20 protein-coding genes are annotated in these 20832 nt (G+C 77.0%); 9 read left to right on the top strand and 11 right to left on the bottom strand.

Translation table 11 applies throughout. From position 1 onward, the window contains the following. Positions 1 to 37: 37 nt before the first annotated feature. Positions 38 to 1234, top strand: coding sequence for an acyltransferase family protein (locus ACRYR8_RS07440; protein WP_432483690.1), 1197 nt, complete (start codon positions 38 to 40; stop codon positions 1232 to 1234). An 84-nt stretch (positions 1235 to 1318) separates the two neighbouring features. After that, positions 1319 to 1996 carry a response regulator transcription factor gene (locus ACRYR8_RS07435; protein ID WP_432483688.1) on the top strand — a complete coding sequence of 226 codons (678 nt, stop codon included), beginning with the start codon at positions 1319 to 1321 and terminating at the stop codon, positions 1994 to 1996. Here ACRYR8_RS07435 and ACRYR8_RS07430 read toward each other — a convergent pair. Beyond that, positions 1969 to 3483: a sensor histidine kinase gene (locus tag ACRYR8_RS07430; RefSeq protein WP_432483686.1), complete on the bottom strand. Its 1515-nt coding sequence runs from the start codon at positions 3481 to 3483 to the stop codon at positions 1969 to 1971. The two genes, ACRYR8_RS07435 and ACRYR8_RS07430, sit on opposite strands and share 28 nt — an antisense overlap. Positions 3484 to 3596: 113 nt before the next feature. Here ACRYR8_RS07430 and ACRYR8_RS07425 point away from each other — a divergent pair, with 113 nt between their 5' ends. Further along, entirely contained in the window at positions 3597 to 4340 is a 744-nt protein-coding gene (locus ACRYR8_RS07425) for an SDR family oxidoreductase (RefSeq protein ID WP_432483684.1), read from the top strand. An 86-nt stretch (positions 4341 to 4426) separates the two neighbouring features. Here the strand turns inward: ACRYR8_RS07425 and ACRYR8_RS07420 are convergent, their stop codons facing one another. After that, on the bottom strand, positions 4427 to 5266 hold the full coding sequence (locus ACRYR8_RS07420) for an ABC transporter permease (RefSeq protein ID WP_432483682.1): 840 nt from the start codon (positions 5264 to 5266) through the stop codon (positions 4427 to 4429). Continuing rightward, entirely contained in the window at positions 5263 to 5979 is a 717-nt protein-coding gene (locus tag ACRYR8_RS07415; RefSeq protein WP_432483680.1) for an ABC transporter ATP-binding protein, read from the bottom strand. The genes ACRYR8_RS07420 and ACRYR8_RS07415 overlap by 4 nt, the downstream gene beginning before the upstream one ends. A gap of 131 nt (positions 5980 to 6110) precedes the next feature. Between ACRYR8_RS07415 and ACRYR8_RS07410 the strand changes: the two genes are divergently transcribed. The 3 genes from ACRYR8_RS07410 to ACRYR8_RS07400 are packed head-to-tail and all read left to right on the top strand — an operon-like array spanning position 6111 to position 8384. Beyond that, positions 6111 to 7241: a sensor histidine kinase gene (locus ACRYR8_RS07410; RefSeq protein WP_432483678.1), complete on the top strand. Its 1131-nt coding sequence runs from the start codon at positions 6111 to 6113 to the stop codon at positions 7239 to 7241. Continuing rightward, positions 7238 to 7924, top strand: coding sequence for a response regulator (locus ACRYR8_RS07405; RefSeq protein WP_432483676.1), 687 nt, complete (start codon positions 7238 to 7240; stop codon positions 7922 to 7924). Before ACRYR8_RS07410 ends, ACRYR8_RS07405 begins: the two co-directional genes overlap by 4 nt. 25 nt (positions 7925 to 7949) lie before the next feature. Then, the gene (locus ACRYR8_RS07400) at positions 7950 to 8384 is read left to right on the top strand and encodes a GyrI-like domain-containing protein (protein ID WP_432483674.1); all 435 of its coding nucleotides are present in this window, start codon (positions 7950 to 7952) and stop codon (positions 8382 to 8384) included. Between the two features lie 22 nt (positions 8385 to 8406). Here ACRYR8_RS07400 and ACRYR8_RS07395 read toward each other — a convergent pair whose 3' ends face one another. After that, positions 8407 to 9588, bottom strand: a complete 1182-nt coding sequence (locus ACRYR8_RS07395; protein ID WP_432483672.1) for a PQQ-dependent sugar dehydrogenase — start codon at positions 9586 to 9588, stop codon at positions 8407 to 8409. Positions 9589 to 9646: 58 nt separating this feature from the next. On the opposite strand from ACRYR8_RS07395, the gene ACRYR8_RS07390 reads away from it, so the two are divergent. Further along, on the top strand, positions 9647 to 10567 hold the full coding sequence (locus ACRYR8_RS07390) for a 2-hydroxyacid dehydrogenase (protein ID WP_432483670.1): 921 nt from the start codon (positions 9647 to 9649) through the stop codon (positions 10565 to 10567). A gap of 17 nt (positions 10568 to 10584) precedes the next feature. Here the strand turns inward: ACRYR8_RS07390 and ACRYR8_RS07385 are convergent, their stop codons facing one another. Then, positions 10585 to 12408: a putative bifunctional diguanylate cyclase/phosphodiesterase gene (locus ACRYR8_RS07385; protein WP_432483668.1), complete on the bottom strand. Its 1824-nt coding sequence runs from the start codon at positions 12406 to 12408 to the stop codon at positions 10585 to 10587. A gap of 174 nt (positions 12409 to 12582) precedes the next feature. On the opposite strand from ACRYR8_RS07385, the gene ACRYR8_RS07380 reads away from it, so the two are divergent. Next, positions 12583 to 13434 carry an alpha/beta fold hydrolase gene (locus tag ACRYR8_RS07380; RefSeq protein ID WP_432483666.1) on the top strand — a complete coding sequence of 284 codons (852 nt, stop codon included), beginning with the start codon at positions 12583 to 12585 and terminating at the stop codon, positions 13432 to 13434. Further along, positions 13427 to 14002 carry a TetR/AcrR family transcriptional regulator gene (locus ACRYR8_RS07375; protein ID WP_432483664.1) on the top strand — a complete coding sequence of 192 codons (576 nt, stop codon included), beginning with the start codon at positions 13427 to 13429 and terminating at the stop codon, positions 14000 to 14002. Before ACRYR8_RS07380 ends, ACRYR8_RS07375 begins: the two co-directional genes overlap by 8 nt. Before the next feature lies 1 nt (position 14003). On the opposite strand, the gene ACRYR8_RS07370 is transcribed toward ACRYR8_RS07375, so the two are convergent. From ACRYR8_RS07370 to nirB, 6 genes are all read right to left on the bottom strand, one after another. After that, positions 14004 to 14576 (bottom strand): Pr6Pr family membrane protein, encoded by a 573-nt coding sequence (locus ACRYR8_RS07370; RefSeq protein WP_432483662.1) that lies wholly within the window; start codon positions 14574 to 14576, stop codon positions 14004 to 14006. Positions 14577 to 14659: 83 nt separating this feature from the next. After that, a complete protein-coding gene (locus ACRYR8_RS07365) occupies positions 14660 to 15427 on the bottom strand; it encodes a sirohydrochlorin chelatase (protein ID WP_432483660.1) in 768 nt (255 codons plus the stop codon). After that, positions 15424 to 16596 (bottom strand): uroporphyrinogen-III synthase, encoded by a 1173-nt coding sequence (locus tag ACRYR8_RS07360; RefSeq protein WP_432483721.1) that lies wholly within the window; start codon positions 16594 to 16596, stop codon positions 15424 to 15426. Before ACRYR8_RS07360 ends, ACRYR8_RS07365 begins: the two co-directional genes overlap by 4 nt. 5 nt (positions 16597 to 16601) lie before the next feature. Continuing rightward, positions 16602 to 17912: a uroporphyrinogen-III C-methyltransferase gene (cobA, locus tag ACRYR8_RS07355; protein ID WP_432483658.1), complete on the bottom strand. Its 1311-nt coding sequence runs from the start codon at positions 17910 to 17912 to the stop codon at positions 16602 to 16604. After that, positions 17909 to 18238 (bottom strand): Rieske (2Fe-2S) protein, encoded by a 330-nt coding sequence (locus ACRYR8_RS07350; protein ID WP_432483656.1) that lies wholly within the window; start codon positions 18236 to 18238, stop codon positions 17909 to 17911. Before ACRYR8_RS07350 ends, cobA begins: the two co-directional genes overlap by 4 nt. Then, positions 18235 to 20829, bottom strand: coding sequence for a nitrite reductase large subunit NirB (nirB, locus tag ACRYR8_RS07345; protein ID WP_432483654.1), 2595 nt, complete (start codon positions 20827 to 20829; stop codon positions 18235 to 18237). Before nirB ends, ACRYR8_RS07350 begins: the two co-directional genes overlap by 4 nt. Positions 20830 to 20832: the final 3 nt, after the last annotated feature.

The following is a 20832-nucleotide window of genomic DNA, read 5'->3' as shown; positions in this document are numbered from 1 at the left end:
CGCCGGCAGCACGGTGGACGAGCGGGAGGACAGGGGCGTGGCGGTCGTCGACAACGGGCGTGACCAGCGGAGCCCGGCGGCGCACGGGGGCGGCAGGGGCTTCCGCCCCGACGTGGAGGGGCTGCGGGCGGTGGCCCTCGGCATGGTCCTGCTGTTCCAGGCCGGCGCCCCCGTGGTCCGCGCGGGCAACATCGGGGTCGACGTGTTCTTCGTCATCTCCGGGTTCCTCATCACCGGCCTGCTGGTGCGCGAGGCGGGACGGACCGGTCGCATCTCGCTGCGGGACTTCTACGCCCGCCGGGTCCGCCGTATCCTGCCCAGCGCCGCCGCCGTGGTGCTGGCCACCCTGCTGGGCGCCGCGCTGCTGCTGCCGGCCGAGCGGGTCTCCGCGATCGCCCGCGACGCCGTGGCGGCGAGCCTGCAGGTGGCGAACTGGTGGCTGCTCTCGTTCGGGCACGACGAGCTGGGCGAGGAGGTGGCCCACAGCCCGCTGAAGCACTACTGGACGCTGGCGGTGGAGGAGCAGTTCTACCTCGTGTGGCCGCTGCTCGTGCTGGTGGTCGCCCGCCGCGCCCGCGCCGGCCGCCTGCGGCGCGACCTCGCCGTGGCCCTGGCCGTTCTGAGCGCCGCCTCCTTCGCGGCGTGCGTCGTCCTCACCGCGCGCGCGGGTCTGTTCGGTTACCTGAGCACCGTGACGCGGGCGTGGCAGTTCGGTGCCGGCGGGCTGCTGGCCCTCGCCGTGCCGTGGATCGCGGCCCGCTGCGCCGACGGGCGCGGCGCCGCGCTGCTGCGGTCCGCGGGCTGGGGCGGCGCCCTCGCGCTGGCGCTCAGCGCCGTCGTCGCCAACCGCCTGCCGTACCCGGGGAGCATCGCCCTGGTGCCCACGCTGGCCGCGGTCGCGCTGATCGCCGCGGGGACCTGCGGTTCGGGTCGCGGCTCGGTGGGGCGGGTGCTGTCGTGGGGCCCGTTGCGCGCCTGCGGACGCCTGTCGTACGTCTGGTACCTGTGGCACGTGCCCGCCGCGGTGCTCGCCGTCGAGGTGCTGGGCGCCACCTCCTGGTGGGCCGTGCTGGCCGTGGAGCTGGCGGCCGTGGTGCCCGCGCTCCTCACGGCCCGGTTCGTGGAGGGCCCGCTGCGGTTCTCGCCGCTGGTGGCGGCCTCCGCCCGCCGCGGGCTCCTCCTGGGGGCCGTCACCACCGCGCTCACGCTCACCGCGGGGCTCGCGCTGGCCTGACGCGCCTGCACCCGTCCGGGTGCCGGTGGGCCCGGACGGCGTCCCGGCTGCCTACTCTGCCCCCGTGGGCCCGGGGCGGACGTCGTGAAGGTGCTGGTGGTCGAGGACGAGGTGGCCCTCGCCGAGACCCTGCGCCGGGGCCTGTCCGCCGAGGGGTTCAGCGTGGACGTCGCCCACGACGGGCGCGAGGGGTTCTGGCGGGCGAGGGAGCTCGCGTACGACGTGCTCGTGCTGGACCTCATGCTGCCGCTGCGCAACGGCTACGAGGTGTGCCGCGACCTGCGCGCCGCCGGCGTGTGGACCCCCGTGCTCGTCCTGACCGCCAAGGACGGCGAGTACGACGAGGTCGACGCCCTCGACCTGGGCGCCGACGACTTCCTCACCAAACCGTTCTCCTTCCCCGTCCTGGTCGCGCACCTGCACGCGCTGGTGCGCCGCGGCGCCCCCGAGCGGCCGGTGGAGCTCGCGGCCGGCGACCTGCGCCTGGACCCCACCACCCGCCGGGTGCACCGCGGCGCGGTGCCCGTGGAGCTGACCGCGCGCGAGTTCGACCTGCTGCACCACCTGATGCGCCACCGCGACGAGGTCGTCAGCAAGGCCCGCATCCTCGACGCCGTGTGGGACCCGCACGCCTGCACCGACCCCAACGTGGTGGAGGTGTACGTGCGCTACCTGCGCCGCAAGATCGACGTCCCGTTCGGGCGCGCGGCGATCCAGACGGTGCGCGGCGCCGGTTACCGGCTGGCCGCCGACGGCGGCTGACCCCCGCCCACCGGCTCGTCGCCCACCGGCTCGTCGTCCGCTCCGTCCGGCTCGTGCGCGGCCAGCGGCAGGCGCACCTCGAACACCGCGCCCGGGCCCGGCCGCGCACCGGTGCAGCGCACCGAGCCGCCGTGCGCGGCGACGGCCCCGGCGACGATCGCCAGCCCCAGCCCGGTGCCGCCCGAGGCGCGGTCCCGGCTGCCCTGCAGGCGCACGAAGCGGCCGAACACCCGCTCGCGCTCGGCCTCCGGCACGCCCGGGCCGTCGTCGGTGACGCTCAGCACCGCCTCGGGGCCGGCGGCGTGCACGGCCAGCACCACCCGGCCGCGCGCGTGCCGGGCTGCGTTGTCGATGAGGTTGCGCACCACCCGCGTCAGCTGACCCGCATCGCCCAGGACGCGCGCGGGCGCGGTGCGCACCACCACCTCAAGCGCCGTGCTGGCGCGAAGCCGGGCGCCCTCCGACTCCACCAGCTCGTCCAGGTCCACCTCGGCGCGCGCCGGTGCCGCCGCCCCCTCGTCGGCGCGGGCCAGCAGCAGCAGGTCCGCGACCAGGCGCTCCAGCCGCACGGCCTCGCCGCCCACCAGGTCGGCGAACTCCGCGGGCGCGGTGGCGCCGGGGTGCAGGCGCTGCACCTCGGCGGCCGCTCGCAGCGTCGCGACGGGGCTGCGCAGCTCGTGGCTGGCGTCGGCGACGAAGCGCCGCTGGGCCCGCTGCGAGGCGGCCAGGCGCGCCAGCATCGCGTTCATCGTCCGCGCCAGGCGGGAGACCTCGTCGTCGCCGGCGGGCACGGGCACCCGGCTCTCCAGGTCGGTGGAGGTGATGCCGTCGACCGTGCGGCGGATCGCCTCCACCGGGCGCAGCGAGCGCCCCACGAACACCCGGGTGGCGGCCCCGGCGGCCACGAGCAGCAGGGCGCCGCCACCGGCGAGCAGCACGGCGGCGGTGCGCAGGGTGGCCCGCGCGCCGGCGGTGCTCTCGGCGACCACGACGGTGTACCGCCGGCCGTCCGCGCTCGCGCCGAGCACGGCCACCAGCCAGGGCCCCTCGCCCAGCGCGGGCAGCGTGCGCACCCGCACCTCGTCCTCCGCGACCGCCGGCAGCCGCAGCGACAGCGGCGGCAGACCGCTGAGGGCGCGGCTGGCCGTGACCACGGCCCCGTCGGTGACCACCTGCACGTGCGTGCCGCGGGCCTCGTCGGCGCCGACGAGCGCGTCCAGCCGTGCGCGGGCGGCCGGGTCGGTGCCCTCGAGCACCCCGGGGGTGACGGCGACCCGCACCAGCCGGGCCTGCACCAGCGCGGCTGTGGCGACCGTCTCCAGCAGGGAGCGGCGCAGCACCAGCAGGCCGGCGGTGCCGGTGGCGACGGCGATCAGCGCCAGCACCAGCACGGCCGCGACGGTGGAGCGCACCCGCATGCCCGCTGCGGCCCACCAGCGGGCCGGGTGCGTGCGGGGCGCCGCGCGCGCGGGCTCGACGGGTGCCACGGGTCCCTCCCGGTGGTTCGGTGCAGGGGCAGGCTAGCCAGCGCGGCCCGGCGCGGGGGTGTCGCGGGCGGCCCCGCTCGCCCGTCCGGGGGCCTCCCCCTAGGTTCGGGGGCATGGAGCTGAGGGGTGAGGTGGCGCTGGTCACCGGCGCGGGCAGCGGGCTCGGCGCCGCGATCGCGCAGGAGCTGGCCGCGGCCGGTGCGAAGGTCTGGGTCAGCGACGTGCGCCAGGAGGCCGCGGACCGGACGGTCGCCGCGATCGCGGAGCGCGGCGGGGCCGCCGCACCGCTGGTGCTGGACGTCGGCGACCCGGTGGCGGTGCAGGCCGCGGTCGCCTCGGTGCGCGACCAGGACGGGCCCGTCGACGTGCTGGTCAACAACGCCGGTTTCGACGTGTGCACCCCGATCGAGCACCAGACCCCCGAGCAGGCGCAGCGCGTCGTCGCCACGAACCTGCTGGGGCCGATGTACCTGGTCGCGAACACCTACCCGGCGATGCTGGAGCGCAACCACGGCTACGTGGTGAACACCCTCTCGACCGCGGCGCGGCGCGTGTGGACGGAGGCGTCGGCGTACGCGGCGAGCAAGCACGGGCTGCGCGCCTACACCGCCGCGCTGTTCAAGGAGGCCCAGCGCGACTGCAAGCAGCGCCACGGCTCCATCGGCGTGGGGGTCAGCGGCCTGATCCCCGGCGGCATGGCCACGCCGTTCGTCACCGACCGCTTCCCCGACGCGGACCTGACGAAGCTGCAGGAGCCCGCCACGGTGGCGCGGGCGCTGATGACGGTGTTCGCGACCTGGCCGGACAGCGTCGTGCCCGAGCTGGCGGTGCTGCCGCCCGGCGAGACGTCCTGGTGACGGGGCCGGCCCACCGCTGACCCCGGCCGCCCGCGCGCACCGGGGCGGCGCGCACGTCGTCGACCCAGCGCGCCCTCGGGGCCGCGTCAGCCGCGGCGGGTGACCGTCTCGCGGTGCGCGGCGCGCAGCGCCAGGCCCGCCAGGAGCGCCGCGCCGCCGAGCACCCAGGCCAGGTGCACGAGCACGGGCTGGGTGGCTGCGCCGGTCAGCGCCTCGACGTCGCGGTCCTCCACGACCGCGCGGAGCACCAGCTGGCCGAAGTGGTACGTCGGCAGCCAGCGGGCGACGTCGCCGACCGCGTCGGGCAGTTGCGACAGCGGCACCAGGAACCCGGACGCGAAGGACAGCGGCAGGAAGACGACGTTGGTGACGACCACGGCCGCGCGCGGCCGGGCGAGGTAGGCGATCGCGAAACCCAGCGGGCTGGACGCGAGCACCCCGGCGACCAGCAGCGCCCCCAGCGCCAGCCAGCCCCCCGCGGCCAGGCGCACACCGCCGGCGACGGCGGCGAACGCGCACAGGGCGGTGACCATCAGCACGCCGTGCACGAGCCCCGCGCCCAGCTTGCCCAGCTGGTACGCCCCGGCGGGCACCGGCGTCGCGGCCAGCGTCCGCAGCCACCCGCGGCCGCGGTCCTTCGCGACGTCCTCGCCGAACACGACGATGCCCAGGGTCAGCGCGCCGTAGCAGCCGAGGCCCGCCAGCATCGCCAGGCCGGTGGGCGTGCCGCCCGGCAGTTCACCGCCCGCGTTCGGCAGGGCGAAGACCGCGTACAGGATCACGGGCATCGCCATCCCGAGGACGGCGAACTCGGGCGTGCGCAGGCCCGCGCGCACCTCGGTGAGCACCGCGAGGGCGAGGAACCCGGCGCGCGGGCCGGTGGGCCGGGCGCCGGCGGGGGAGGCGGGGACGGCGGGGGAGGTCATCGCTGCGCTCCGGGGTCCGTGAGGGGGCTCTGCAGGGTGAGGTCCAGGAAGGCGGTCTCGAGGTCCCCGTTCCCGGCGAGGGACGCGGGGGTGCCGTCGGCGACGACCCGGCCGGCGGCGAGGACGACGACGCGGTCGGCGGCGGCCGCGGCCTCGGCGAGGTCGTGGGTGGCGAACAGGAGCGTCGCGCCACCGGCGGCGGCGGCACGGGCCTGGGACCAGAACGAGCGGCGCGAGAGCACGTCCATCGCGGCGGTGGGTTCGTCGAGCAGCAGCAGTTCCGACTGCCCGACGAGCGCGAGGGCCAGCAGCAGCCGCTGGCGCTCCCCGCCGGAGAGGGCGGTCACCGTCCGGCCGGCCCGTGACGTCAGCCCCGTGCGCGCCAGCACCTCGTCGACGGGCAGTGCGCGGGGGTGCGCGCGCCCGACGAGCCGGACCAGTTCGCGCACCGTGACCTGCTCGGGCAGCCCGGCGGACTGCAGCATCGCCCCGACGCGTCCGCGGGCCGCGGCGGGCGGCCCGCCGAGGACCTCGACCCGCCCGGCCGTGGGCCGCACGAGGTCCAGCAGCACGTCGAACGCGGTGCTCTTGCCCGCCCCGTTCGGCCCCAGCAGGGCCACGATCTCGCCCTCGTCCACGCGCAGGTCGATCCCGTCGAGGGCCCGCACGGGCCCGTGGGTCTTCACGACCCCGGTCATCTCGATCGCGGCCACCACCGCCTCCTCCCGGTAGGGGGTCGACGCTAGGAGCGCGACCGGCACCGCCCGCAGTGCCGGAGGTCACCACCTCGGACCGTGACCTCCGGCAGGGGTCGCGCGCGCGGCGGCGCTCCTACGATCGGCGGGTGCCCACCGGTGCCGAGGAGCGCGCGACGGCGGTGACCGGCTTCGTCGCCGTCGCCGCCGTCGGTGCGGCCACCGCCCTCGGGCCCTGGGACGGCGCGCCGGGGACCCGCACCTGGTGGTGGGTGGCGTACGCCCTCTTCGCCGCCGCGTTCGTCGCCGACGACGTCGCCGACCGCCGCGCCCCCGGGCCGCGACCCCGCTGGCTGCCGCGGGGAGCGCTGCTGGCGGTGCAGGTCGCCACCGCCCTGCTCGCGTGGTCCCTCGCCCCGGGGGCGAGCTGGACGGCCGTGCTCTTCGTCGTCACCGTCGTCCCCGCCGCCCTGCTCCTGCCCCTGGCGGGGACCGTCGCGCTCGTGGTGCTGCAGAGCGCCGCCGTCGTGGCCGGGACGGCCCGCGCGGGTGGCGGCACGGACCAGGTCGTCGTCGTGGGCCTGCTGTACGGCGCCTTCCAGGTCTTCGCCGCCCTCGTCGTCCTGGCCGGCCGGCGCGAGGCCGAGCAGCGCGCTGCGCTCGCCGGGGCCCACGCGGAGCTGCGCGCCGCCTCCGCCCTCCTGGCGTCGAGCGCCCGCGACGCCGAGCGGCTGCGGATCGCGCGCGACCTGCACGACGTCGTCGGCCACGGCCTGACCGCGCTGGCGCTGGAGCTGGAGGTCGCCTCCCACCGGGCGAGCGGCCCCGCGGCCGAGCACGTCGCCCGGGCCCGGTCGATCGCGAAGGACCTGCTGGGCGACGTGCGTTCCGCCGTGGGCGGTCTGCGCGGGGAGGTGCGCGGGCTGGAGGCGGCCCTGCGCGAGGCGGTGGGGGGCGCTCCCGGCCTCGAGGTGGTGCTGGCGGTGCGGGAGGAGGGCCCGGTGGACCCGGACCGGGCGCTGGTGGTGGTGCGCTGCGTCCAGGAGCTCGTGACGAACGCGCTGCGCCACGCCGCCGCCCGCCGCCTGACCGTGGACCTCACCGCCACCGCCGCGGGGCTGCACCTGCTCGTGCGGGACGACGGCCGCGGCACCCGGCACCTGCGACCGGGCAACGGCCTGACGGGCATGGTCGAGCGCGTGGAGGACACCGGCGGCACGATCCGCTTCTCCACCGCCCCCGGGCGGGGCTTCACCGCCGAGCTGGAGGTGCCCGCGTGATCCGCGTCGCCGTCGTGGACGACCAGACCCTGGTGCGCCAGGGCATCCGCAGCCTGCTGGCGCTCAGCGACGAGGTGGACGTGGTGGGGGAGGGGGACGACGGCGAGAGCGCGCTGGCGCTCGCGGCGGGCGGCGGTCTCGACGTGCTCCTGCTGGACCTGCGGATGCCGCGCCGCGACGGGTTGTGGGCGCTGGGGGCGATGCGCGAACGGGGTCTCGCCGTCCCCGTGCTCGTGCTGACGACGTTCGACGACGACGAGCTCGTCCTCGCCGCGCTGCTCGCCGGGGCCCGCGGTTACCTGCTGAAGGACGTCACCCTGGAGCACCTCCTGAGCGCGGTGCGGACCCTGGCCGACGGGGGGACCGCGCTGGAGCCGGCGCTGACGGACCGGCTGCTGCGCGCCGCCGCCGCGGCCCGGCCGGCGGCTCCGGCCGGGCTGCTCGCTCCCGAGCCGCTCACGCCGCGCGAGCTCGACGTGCTGCGCCTGGTCGCCGCCGGGTGGTCGAACAAGGAGATCGCCGCCGCGCTGCACCTGGCCCCGGGCACGGTGAAGAACCACGTCACGGCGGTCCTGCTCAAGCTCGGTGTCCGCGACCGGACGCGGGCGGTGCTGCGGGCGCTGGAGCTGGGGTTGCTGGGGGGGGTGAGGTCTTCCGGCGAGCCGCGTCGTTCCCTAGGCTGACGCCGGTCGACCGGGGAGGTCAGGGGTGCGGTTCGTCGAGCGGGACCAGGTCGTCGTGGTGGGTCTGCCCGTGGTGGGCACCTTCGACCAGCTCGGCGCGCTCGTGCCCGCCGCGTGGGAGCGGGTGCTGTCCCGCCGCCACGAGCTGCCCCGGCCGGAGGGCGGGTACGCCGAGTTGAGCACCTACCTGGGGGACGGCACGTACCACGAGGTCGTGGGGGTACCGCTGCCCCGGCCGCCGCAGCGCCCGAGCCGGTGGGTGGTGGCCGTGGCGCCGGCGGGGCTCTACGCCCACCACCGGTACGAGGGGCCGGTGCGGGGGATCGGCGAGGGGTTCGGCGCGCTGCACGAGTGGGTCCGCGCGCAGGGCCGCACCCCCGGGGACCTCAAGCTCGACGTCGGGTACGCGGCGGACGGCGCCGAGGGCCCGCACGACCTGCACGTGGACCTGCTGCCCTGAACGCGGGGGCTCCGGCACCCCGTCAGCGCAGCGGCACGCTGACCAGCCGGTCGTCACCCGCTCGGGGCTGACCGCGGAAGGTGTTGGACGTCAGCACCCACAGGGAACCGTCCGGGCCGACCTCGACGGTGCGCAGCCTGCCCAGCGCCCCCTCCAGGTGGGCCTGCGGGGTGCCGGTGGGCCCCTCGGGGGTCATCGGCACCCGCCACAGCCGCTGTCCGCGCAGCGCGGCGAGGTACACGGCGTCGGGCGTCACGACGAGGCCGCTGGGGGAGGCCTCGTCCGTGCCCCACGTCTGCACCGGTGCGACGAAACGGCCCCCGCCGTCGCCGGGCCCCTCCACCTCCGGCCAGCCGTAGTTCCCGCCGGGGCGGATGACGTTCAGCTCGTCGTAGGCGTCCTGGCCGAACTCCGCCGCGATGAGCCGGCCGGTGGAGTCCCAGCCCAGGCCCTGCGGGTTGCGGTGCCCGTAGGACCACGTCGGCGAGCCGGCGAAGGGGTTGTCCGGCGGCACCGCCCCGTCGGCGGTGATGCGCAGGACCTTCCCGCCGAGGGCCCGCGGGTCCTGCGCGGCCCGCCGGTCCTCCGCGTCACCCGTGGCGACGTAGAGCATCCCGTCGGGCCCGAACGCGATCCGGCCCCCGTTGTGGACGGTGCTCTCGGGGATGCCCGTCAGGATCGGCCGCGGATCGCTGAGCCGGTCGTCCGCGTACGTGTAGCGGACCACGCGGTTGTCGTCCCGGGCGGTGAAGTACAGGAACACCTGCCCGTCCTGCGCGAACCCCGGGGACAGCGCGATGCCGAGCAGGCCCCCCTCCCCGCCGGGCACGACGCCGTCGACCCTGCCGTCCTCGCCGGTGGCGGTCACCTGCGTCAGCACCCCGGGGCCCGTGCGCACCACGCGCGCCTGGTCCCGCAGCGTCACCAGGGCGGTGCCGTCGGGCAGGACGGCCATCCCCCAGGGCACGTCCAGGCCCGTGGTGATGTCCTGCGGGTCGCCGGGGACGCCGACCGCCGGTGCGGAACCGGTGGAGGGGTCGGTGCTCGCGGTCGGGCTCGCGGTCGGGCTCGAGGTCGGGCTCGAGGTCGGGCCGGGCGTGGCCGGTGCGCCGCCGCCCGCGCTCCCGCAGGCGCCGGCGAGCAGCGCGGTCAGCAGGGCCGCGGTGGTCCGCGGCCCCGCGGGGCGGTGCGTCGTCCGGCGCATGCGGCCATCGTCACCCGCGCGGGGCGGGCGCGCACGGCCTCGCCGGTAGCGTGCGGGCGTGAGCGCCCGCGAGCCCCTCGTCGTCAGCCTCCCCTCCCCGTCCTGGGTCCGCGCCGTCGGCCCGCTGGAGGGTGCGGACCTCGTCGTCTGGGACGGCGCCGGCGCTCCGCCCGACCCCGCGCCGGCCCTCGTCGTCCCGCCGTACGTGGCGACCCCCGACCTGGGCGGGGTCGCCGGCTGCGGCGCCGTGGAGGCCGTCCAGCTGATGACGATCGGTTTCGACGGGGTGCCGCAGCAACTGCCCCCCCGCGTCGCGCTGTGCAACGCGGCCGGCGTGCACGAGGCCTCCACCGCGGAGCTCGCCGTGGGCCTGGTCATCGCCCGGCTGCGGGGCGTCGACGACGACGTGCGCGCGATGGCGGACGGGCGCTGGGGACCCTCGCGGCGCACCGCCCTGGCCGACCGCCGCGTGCTCGTCGTGGGGTTCGGCGGTGTCGGGCGCGCGGTGGCCGCCCGCCTGGCGCCGTTCGAGGCCGCGGTGACCGCCGTGGCCTCCCGGGCGCGGGTGCAGGACGGCGTGCCGGTGCACGCCCCGGAGGACCTGCCCGCGCTGCTGCCGGAGCACGACGTCGTGGTGCTGGCGTGCCCGCTGACCGAGAGCACCCGGGGCCTGGTGGACGCGGGTTTCCTCGCCGCGATGCCGGACGGTGCCCTGCTGGTGAACGTCGCCCGCGGCCCCGTGGTGGACACCGCCGCCCTGCTCGCGCAGGTGCGCACCGGGCGGCTGCGCGCGGCGCTGGACGTCACCGACCCCGAGCCGCTGCCGGCCGACCACGAGCTGTGGCGCACCCCCGGGGTGCTCGTCACCCCGCACGTCGGCGGCAACACCAGCGCCTTCCGCCCGCGCATGGTGCGCCTGGTGCGCGAGCAGGTGCGTCGCCGGCTGGACGGGCGGGAGTGGCTGAACCTCGTCCGGTGACGCCCCCGGGCCCGGGGTCAGGCCGCCCAGAGCGCCGTCAGCGCGTCCCCGGCCTGCGGACGACCGCAGTGGAAGCCCTGCAGGTAGTGGCAGCCGGCCTCGGCGACGTGGTCCGCCTGGGCGGCGGTCTCGACGCCCTCGGCGACGACGCGCAGGTCCAGGCTCGCGGCGACGGTCACCACCGCGTCCACCAGGGCCCGGCGGCGGGTGTCGTGCTCCAGGCCGGCGATGAAGCTGTGGTCGATCTTGGCGATGCGCACGGGAAGCTCCACCAGGCGCGACAGCGAGGAGTAGCCGGTGCCGAAGTCGTCCACCGACAGGGGGTGCCCGCGACGCTGCTGCTCGTGCAGGCCGGGCAGGACCTGGGGGTCGCTGAAGCTGTTCTCCAGCAGTTCCAGGCCCAGCTGCTCCGGCTGCAGGTGGTGGGTGCGCAGCGCGTTCGTGAGCGTGGTCGTCAGGGCGGGGTCGACCAGCTCGCGGGCGCTGAGGTTGACGTAGGCGGTCCGCGGGGCCCGCTCGCCGAGCTCGCGCTGCCAGCGGTCCATCTGCGCGCACGTCTGGTCGATGACCCACTGCCCGATGGCGACCATCAGCTCGGCACCGGCGGCCAGGTCGATGAACTGCGCCGCCGTCAGCAGCCCGAGCTTGGGGTGCTGCCAGCGCAGCAGGGCCTCCACGGCGTGCAGGCCGCCGGCCGGGTCGGTGATCGGCTGGTAGTGCACCTGCAGCTGCCCGCGCGGCAGGGCCTGGACCAGCTGGCGCTCCAGCCTGCGCGCGGAGCGGTGGGGCTGCGACGCGGCGGCGCCGGCGGCCGGGTCGTGGCGCTGGTCGTGCTTGGCCCGGTACATGGCCTCGTCGGCGTCGGCGAGCAGGTCGTCGGCGCTGCGGTGCTCGTCGCTGAGGGCCACGCCGGCGCTGGCGCGCACGATCAGCTCCACCCCGCCGATGCGCAGGGGCTGGGCCAGCGCGCGGCGCAGGCGGGAGGTGACCGCGTCCACGTGCTGGGCCAGCTCGGCCGGCTCGCCCCGGGGCAGGTCCTCGCACAGCACGACGAACTCGTCCCCGGACAGGCGGGCGAGGGTGTCCTCCGCGCGCAGCGCGGCGGCCATCCTGGTCGCCGCGGTGGCCAGCACGGTGTCGCCGGCCGCGTGGCCGAAGGTGTCGTTGACGGCCTTGAAGCGGTCCAGGTCGATGAAGAACACCGCGACGACGCGGTGGTGGCGGCGGGCGGTGCGCAGGGCGTGCTCGAGGCGGTCGAAGAGCAGCGTCCGGTTGGGCAGGCCCGTCAGCGGGTCGTGGGTGCTGCGGTGGGCCAGTTCCTGCTGGGCGCGACGGGCCTCGTCGCGGTCGGCCGCCATCACGAGGTAGGAGACGGCGACGTGCGCCAGCAGGTGCGCCGCCCCGAGGTCCTCGGCCGTCCAGGGTCCGGCCCGGTGCCGGTAGAGGTCCAGCACGCCCCAGGTGCGGCCCCGGCTGAGCAGCGGGACGGCCACCACCGAACCGAGCCCGAGCTCGAGCGCCCGGCCGACGAACTCCGGCCAGGCCGTCTGCGCGGGGTCGCCGAGGTCCTCGACGACCACGTCCGCCCGGGAGTCCGCCGCGTCGCGGCAGGGCCCTTCCTGCATGAGCTGCTGCAGCCGTTCGACCGCGTCGACCGCGTCGTGGTCGGCGTGCACGAAGCGGGCGGCGCCGTCCTCGACGATCATCACACCGATCCCGTCGACGGCCAGCTGCTGCGCGGCCACGTGCGCCAGGCGCCGCAGCAGGTCGTCGGGGGTGAACTGCCCGGTGGCCGCTGCGGCCAGCTCGGCCACGGCGTCCAGCAGTGCTCGGGTGGTCATCGGCGGCCGGGGCCGCGGGCGTGGTGTGGACGGTCCATGGAGCAGCTCCGCTCCCCGTGCCGGTGAGCCGCTGTCCGACTCGGTGCCACCGATCCTAACCGCTCGGCGCTCGCCGTGCCCGGGCCCGTGGCGACCTCTTGAACCCGCAAGCTAAAGCCATTAGCTTGATGTGCCGTGACCACTCCGGACCTCCTCGCCCGCCCCGGCGGCCGCATCGCCACCACGAGCCGCGGCACCGGCCCCCTCGTCGTCGCCGTGCCCGGCATGGGGGACACCACGAGCGTCTACCGCGACCTCGCCGGCCCGGTGCTCGACGCCGGGTTCCGCCTCGTCCTGGCCGACCTGCGCGGCCACGGCGCCTCGGACACCACCTTCCGCGAGCACGGCGACGAGGCCACCGCCGCCGACCTCGTCGCGCTGCTGGAGCACGCCGGGGAACCGGCCGTGCTGGTGGGGAACTCGATGAGCGCCTCGGCCGCCGTCCTCGCGGCCGCCCAGCGCCCGGACCTCGTGGCCGGCCTGGTGCTCATCTGCCCGTTCCTGCGCCCCACCGGACCGCGCTGGGCCGCCCCGCTGCTGCGCGGCCTGTTCCGGGTGCTGCTGGCCCGCCCGTGGGGCGCCCGTGCCTGGACCGCGTTCTACGGCCACCTCAACCGCGGGTGCACCGCGCCCTGGCTGACCGAGCACCTCGGGGAACTGCGCGCCCGCCTGGCCGACCCCGCGCGCCTGGCCCAGCTGCGGCGCCTGGCCGTGTCGCTGGACCACTCCGTCGTCCCGCCCGCCCTGCCCCGCGTGAGCGCCCCGACCCTGCTCGTCGTCGGCGAGCTCGACCCCGACTACCGCGATCCCGCCGCCGAACTGACCTGGATGGCCGGGCAGCTGCCCGCGGAGGCGTTCCTGGTGCCGCGGGCGGGGCACTACCCGCACGCCCAGCGCCCCGACCTCGTCGCCCCCCGCGTCGTGGAGCTCGTGCAGCGCGCCCACCGCGCCCACCGCGCAGCTCGCACGGGTTCCGCCGGTGCCTAGGGCCGGGCTCTCGCGCGAGGTGGTGGTGGCGCTCGCGGTGGAGCTCGTGGCCGGTTCGTGGTCCGGGCCGGCGGGACTGTCGCTGTCGGCGGTGGCCGCCCGCGCCGGGGTGGCCACCCCCAGCCTCTACAAGCACGTCGGCTCGCTGGCCGAGCTGCGCGCCGAGGTGGCGCTGGTGGGGGTGCGGGAACTGACCCGCGCCTGCACCGCGGCGGCCCTCGGCCGGCAGGGCGAGGACGCGCTGCGGGCCCTGGCCCGCGCCGTGCGGGGTTTCGCCGCCGAGCGGCCCGGGCTGTACGCGGCCGCCCAGGTGGACGCGGCCACCGGCAGCACCCCGGAGCTGGCCGCCGCGGCCGGTGACCTCGTCGGGGTGTTCACGGCCGTCCTGCACGGTTTCGGCGTCCCGCCCGAGCGCCACGTGGACGCCGTGCGCTCCGTCCGCGCGGCCGTGCACGGTTTCGCCGTCCTGGAGGCGCAGGGGGGTTTCCAGCTCCCCGACGACGTCGACGGGAGCCTGGAGACGCTGCTCGACGTCCTCGCCGCCGGGTTGCGCTCGCTCGGGCCCTGACTCAGCGCCCCGGAGCCCGGGGCAGGCGGGTGTCCAGCACGCGCAGCACCAGCGCCAGCACGATCCCCGCCACCAGCACCGCACCCGTCCCCAGCAGCGCCGCCGCGTACCCGGCGGACGCCGCGTCCAGGAACGGGTACGGGTACCACCCGGTCGCCGCCCCGTGCGCGAACGTCCACGCCACCCACGCCAGCGGCCACGCGAACGCCAGCAGCAGCGTGCGCCGCTCCAGCCGCGGCCGCGGGCCGAACAGCACCCACCCGGCCAGGGCCGCCACGGGGGCGGCGTGGTGCTCGACGGCGTTCACCCACCGGTCGGCCCCGTCCAGCCGGACGCCCGGGGCGAGCAGCGTCGTGTACACCACCCCGGTGATCGCGATGCCCAGCAGCGCGTCCAGGCGCAGCACCCGCCACCCGGCGCCGTCGCGGTCCGGGCGCAGCGCCAGCGTCGCCGAGACGGCCAGCACCAGCAGGTTGCTCTGCACCGTGAAGTAGCTGAACAGCCGCAGCAGGTCCGTCCCCGTGCCCGCGGCGGCGGTCACCACCTGGAACGCGAGGCACGCGCCGACGGCCACGGCGAGCGCGCCGTGCCAGGCGCGCGAGGCCGCCCGCCACGACGGCCCCGCGGCGGCCCCGCGCCCGCCGTTCAGCCCGCCGTTCAGCGCGCCCCCGCCGCCGCTCCGTACCGGCGCACGACGAGGTCCACCAGCAGCGGGTGCGGCCCCATCGGCTCGGCCACGGCGTCGGCGCCGGCGCCCGCCAGCCGCCGGGAGAACACCCCCGGTGCCAGCAGGTAGCTCGCCACCGCGACCCGTCGCGCTCCCGCCGCGCGGGCGGCGGCCACCGCGTCCGCGACCGCGGGTTCCTGGGCGGACAGGAACCCGCAGGTCACCGGGGCGCGCAGCCGGGCGGCGAGCAGGTCCGCGGCGGTGCGCACGTCGGCCTGCGCGACGGCGTCGGAGGAGCCGGCCGCGGCCAGCACGACCGCGCCGTCGAAGGCCGCCGGGTCCTCGCCGAGCGCCTCACCGAGGCGCTGCAGCACCACGTCGGTCACCTCCGGACCGGGACCGAGGGCGGCGGCCGCCACGGACAGCCCCGCGCCGGCGGCGACGGCGTCGGCGATGTCGACGCGCACGTGGTAACCGCTGGACAGCAGCAGCGGCACCACGACGCCGCGGCGCCCGGCGCCGGTCAGCTCGCCGACCACGTCGGGCAGCTCGGGACCGTGGACGTCGACGTGGGCCGCGCGCACGTCCAGGTCGGGTCGGGCGGCGGCCACGGCGGCGCGCAGCGCGTCCACCGTGCGCCGGCCGGTCTCGGAGCGGGTGCCGTGCGAGCAGGCCACGAGGACGGGCGGGAGCGCCGCGGCGCCCGTCCCGGGGGCGGGCGCGGGGGTGGCTGCGGGGGTGCTCGGGGGTGCGCTCACGAGTTCTCCACGACGTCCAGGCGGTAGCCGCGCTTGACCAGGGTGCGCACGAGGTCCGGGGTCGGCAGCCCGCTGCGCAGCCGCGCGACCGTCACCTCCACCGCGTGCGCGTCCTGCGCCCCGGGCAGCTCGGCGAGCAGTTCGTCGCGGGCCACGACGGCCCCCCGCGCGCGGGCGAGGCGGCGCAGGACCGCCAGGGGCCCGGGGGCGAGGTCCAGGACCTGCCCGTCCAGCACCGCCGCCTGCGCGCGCAGCACGAGCTCCCCGCGGGGGGTGCGCACGCGGTCCAGCGGGTTGGCCGCCAGGTGCTCGGTGAGGGTGCGCAGCAGCGCTCCCAGCCGCCAGCGGTCGGGCACCAGCGGGTCGACGCCCGCCGCGCGCAGCGGCTCGGCGGTGACGTCGCCGACGGCGCAGGCCACGACCCCGCCGGCGAAGGCCCGCACGACCTCCTCGCGCCGGCCCGCCGCGTCGGCCGCGTCGAGCAGCGCGACCGCCCCCGGGGCGCTGGTGAACGTCACCGCGTCCAGCCGGCCGGCGACGATGAGCTCCACGAGCCGCTGCACCGCCTCGGGGTCCTCCGGGGGCAGCCAGCGGTACACCGCCACGCCCCGCACGCGGGCCCCGGCGGCGACCAGGGGCTCGAGCTGGTGCTGGTCGGCGGCGCCGTGCAGCTGCACGACGACCGATCGGCCGGCCACGCCCTCGTCGACCATGTGCTGCACGGCCTCGGCGGTCTGCTCCGAGGACGCCGACCACGCCTCGCGCAAGCCGTTGGCGCGGATCGCGCCGGTGGCCTTGGGGCCGCGCGCCAGCAGGCGCGCGGAGGCGAACGTGGCCAGCAGGTCGTCGGCCAGGCCGGCCGCGTCGGCGGCCTCCACCCAGCCGCGCAGCCCGATGCCGGTGGTCACGAGCACGTCGTCGGGCGGGTCGGCGATGACGTCGCGCGTGCCGGCCAGCAGCTGCTCGTCCTCGCTGAGCGGGACGATCCGCATGGTGGGGGCGTGCACGACGCGGGCGCCCTTGCGGGAGAACGTGGCGATCATGTCGTCGGATCGGCGGTCGCTGGTCACGCCGATGCTCACCCCGAGCAGCTGGGGTGCAGCCGCCGCGGTGTCCGGCGCGGCGTCCGGAGCGGGCGGGGTCTGGGCCGCGGGTGCCGCGGCCGGCATGTCGTTCACCCTCCCGGACAGTAGGCGACGGCGCCGGGCGGCGCCACGACCTCCGGCGCGGGCGCGGACGACGGGCGGGCCGCGGCGACCTCCCCGACCGTCGCGGCCAGGTCGGCCACCGCGCCGACCACGACGACGGCGGGGGAGCGCACGCCCCGCTCGGCGGCCACGGCCGCGATCCGCTCCAGCGGCGCGGTGGTGGTGCGCTGGCGCGGCGTCCACCCCTCCTCCACCACGGCCACGGGGGTCGCGGGGTCCTTGCCGTGGGCGACGAGGCCGGCGGCGAGGGTGGGCAGCGTCGACACGCCCATCAGGACGACGAGGGTGCCCTCGAGGGCGGCCAGCGCCGTCAGCGCGGTGCCGTCGAGCGCGTCGTGGCCGGTGACGACGGTGACGGAGCGGGACAGGCCCCGGTGGGTGACGGGGATCCCGGCGGCCGCGGGCACCGCGAAGGCGCTGGTCACGCCCGGCACGACCTCCACCGGGACACCGGCGGCGCGGCAGGCGAGGACCTCCTCGCCACCGCGGCCGAGGACGTAGCCGTCGCCGCCCTTGAGCCGCACGACGTGCCGCCCGGTGCGGGCGGCCTCCACCAGCAGGCGGTTGATCTCCTCCTGCGGCACCGGGTGGTGGTCGGGCGTCTTGCCGACGTCGACGACCTCGACGTCCTCGCCGAGCTCGGCGAGGACGCCGGTGGGGGCCAGGCGGTCGACCACGACGAGGTCGGCCTCGGCCAGGCGCCGGCGGCCCCGCAGGGTCAGCAGGTCCACCTCCCCCGGCCCGCCGCCGACGAGCGTGACGCGCCCCGGCCGGCCCGGCTCGCGCCCGCCGGCGCGCAGCGGGGCGCCGCCGGCGTCCAGCCAGCGGCCCAGGGCCTCCTTCAGGGCCCGTGCCCGGCGCGGGTCGCGGCCGGCGGAGACGGACACGGTGACGTCGCCGCCGGTGCTCCCGCGGCGCACCACGGCCGGGGTCCAGGCCGTCGAGGCCGCGGCGTCGTCGGCGCGCACGCACCAGGTGCGCCGCTCCTCCGCGGCCGCGGCCAGCGCCCCGTCGGTGGCCGGGTCGCCGGTGGCGGTGTGCACGAGCCAGGCGCCGTCGGCGTCGGCGGCGACCGCTTCGCGCTCGTGCCACGTCAGGCGCGGCAGCAGGTCGCGCAGGTCCTCGCAGACGGCCGGGGCGACCACGTGCACGTCGGCGCCGGCGGCCACCAGGTCCGCGGCGCGGCGCGCGGCGACGGGGCCCCCGCCGGCCACGAGGACGCGGCGGCCCGCCACGTCCAGGTGCAGCGGGTAGGGCACCCGGTCCGCGCTCGTCACAGCTCCACCGTGACACGGCCGTCGGGCCCCACCGAGCAGGGGTGCACGGTGAGCGGCGGCTGCCCGCTGGTGGACTCGCCGGTGCGCAGGTCGAAGGTGTTCAGGTGCAGCGGGCACACGACGACCCGCTCGTCGATCTGCCCGTCGGCCAGCGGCCCGCCGGCGTGCGGGCAGGCGGCCTGCACGGCGCTGACCCTGCCGCTGCGGTGGCGGAACACCGCGACCTGCGTCTCGCCGACGGCGAAGGCGCGTCCCTCACCGACGGGGATCTCCTCCAGCGGGCACACGTCGTGGCGGGTCGTGGTGGAACGGGTGTCGACGCTCATCGGGAGACCTCCGCGGTCGTGGGGACGGCACCGGAGTTGGAGTGGACCGCGGGGAGCACCCCGCCCGGGGCGCCGGCGGGGCGGTGCGGCACCAGCGGCAGGTCCACCAGGGGCAGCGAGGGGCGGAACTGGCCGGGCGTGACGGGCTGCTCGCCCTCCTGCCACGGGTCGCGGTAGTTGTCGACCGTGGCCTGGATGCGCTCGTCGAGCCCGGCGGCCATGCCGTCGCTGTCCTCGACGAGGACGGCGCGGACCCGCTCGATGCCCAGCCGGGGCACGAACTCGTAGGTGCGTTCCAGCCAGTTGCCCCACTCGCGGTAGAACTGGATGAACCGGCCGGTCAGCGCGATGACCTCCTCGGGGGAGTCCACAGTGGCCAGCAGGTCGGCCTTGCGCACCGAGGCGCCGGCGGCGCCGCCGACGTGCACCTCCCACTTCCCGCCGCCGACCGCGACCACGCCCACGTCCTTGACGTACGCCTCGGCGCAGTTGCGCGGGCAGCCGACGACGCCGAGCTTGAGCTTCGCCGGGGTCTCGATGCCCTGGAAGCGGGTCTCGAGGTCGATGCCCAGCTTCGTGGAGTCGCCCAGGCCGAAGCGGCAGAAGTCGGTGCCCACGCAGGTCTTCACGGTGCGGAAGCTCTTGCCGTAGGCGTACCCCGAGGGCATGCCCAGGTCCTTCCAGACCTTCGGCAGGTCCTCCTTCTTCACGCCCAGCAGGTCGAGCCGCTGCCCGCCGGTGACCTTGACCATGCCGACGTCGTACTTGTCCGCGACGTCGGCGATCTTCCGCAGCTGCTCGGGGGTGGTGACCCCGCCCTTCATCTGCGGGACGACGGAGAACGTGCCGTCGCGCTGGATGTTGGCGTGCACGCGGTCGTTGATGAAGCGCCCGTCGCGCTCCTCCTCGATGCCCTCGGGCCACATCATCCGCAGCAGCGAGGTCAGGCCCATCTTGGACTTGGCGTCCTCCTCGCCGCCGGGCGCCAGTTCGCGGAAGACGGCCGAGACCGACTTCAGGCCCTTGGCGCGGATGGCGGCCATCAGTTCCGGCTTGGCCATCGGGACGCCGGGCACGTACCAGTTCGCGGACTCGTCGACGGTGAGGTTCCCGCCGGCGGCCCACTCGGTGATCTGCTCCACGACGGACTTGCAGGAGCCGCAGCCCTTGGCGGCCTTCGTCGCGCCCATGACGGCGTTCAGGGAGGTGGCGCCGCCCTCGACCGCCTGCACGATCGCGCCCTTGGTGACGCCGTTGCAGTTGCAGACCTGCGCGTGGTCGTCGAGCTCGGCGACCCCGACCTCCTCGGCGGGCGTGCCCAGGTCGAACAGCAGCGACATGCGCTCCTGGGGGAGCGGCAGGTTCTGGTCGAAGGCCTGCTGCAGGAACGTCGTTTTGCGCACGTCACCCAGCAGGGTGGCGCCCACGAGGCGGTCGTCGCGGATGACGACGTTCAGGTAGACGCCGCGGTGCGGTTCGGAAAACACGACGAACTCGTCGTCGTCGTTCTCCGGTCCCGGCAGGCCCATCTGCACCAGGTCGACGCCGGCGACCTTCAGCTTCGTGGCGGTGCGCGAGCCGTGGTACTCCGCCGCCGGGTTCGCGCCGGTGAGGTGGTCGGCCAGGACGCTCGCCTGCTCCCACAGGGGGGCGACCAGACCGTAGGTCTGGCCGCGGTGCTGCACGCACTCGCCGACGGCGTACACGTCGCCTGCCCCGCCCTCGCAGCGCATCCGGTCGTCCACGACGATGCCGCGCTCGACGTCCAGGCCCGAGGCCAGCGCCACGGCGGTGTTGGGACGGATGCCCGCGGCGACCACGACCAGGTCGGCGTCCAGGACGCGCCCGTCCGGCAGTTCGACACCCGTCACCCGGTCGGTGCCGTGCACGCCCTTGGTGCGCACCCCGGTGTGCACCGTGATGCCCAGCCCCTCGACGACCCGGCGCAGCACCCGCCCGGCCTCGGGGCCGAGCTGCTGGTTCATCAGGTGCTTCGGCGAGTGCACGAGGTCGACCTGCAGGCCGTGGGTGGCCAGGCCGTGGGCCGCCTCCAGGCCGAGCAGGCCACCGCCGATGACGACGGCCCGGCGGTGCTCGCGCGCCGCGGCGAGCAGCGCCCGCGTGTCGTCGAGGGTGCGGAACCCGAACACCCCGTCCAGCATCGAGCCGTCCTCGCGGCGAAGCCCCTCCATGGTCGGGAAGAACGGCGACGAGCCGGTGGCGATGACCAGCACGTCGTAGGGCGTGGTGCCGCCCTCGGCGTCGTGGACGACCTTGGCGAAGGTGTCCACGCGGGTGACGGCGACACCGGCACGCAGGTCGATGCCGTTCTCCGTGTACCAGGGCAGGGAGTTCAGGAAGATCGAGTCCTCCTGCTCCTGGCCGGTCAGCACGTGGGAGAGCATGATCCGGTTGTAGTTGCCGTACGGCTCGGCACCGAAGACCGTCACGTCGAACTGCTGCGCGCCGCCGCGCTCGAGGACCTCCTCGACGGCGCGAACGCCGGCCATGCCGTTGCCGACGACGACGAGGCGGCGCTTGTGGCCGCGCTGCTGCGGCAGGGCCGAGGTGCGGGTGGTGGTCGCGGTCACGGG

Origin of the sequence: Kineococcus esterisolvens (assembly GCF_050871405.1) — a bacterium.
Classification (GTDB): Bacteria; Actinomycetota; Actinomycetes; order Actinomycetales; family Kineococcaceae; genus Kineococcus.
The sequence above is the reverse complement of the archived record's forward strand: the minus strand, read 5'-3'. Positions and strand labels throughout refer to the sequence as shown.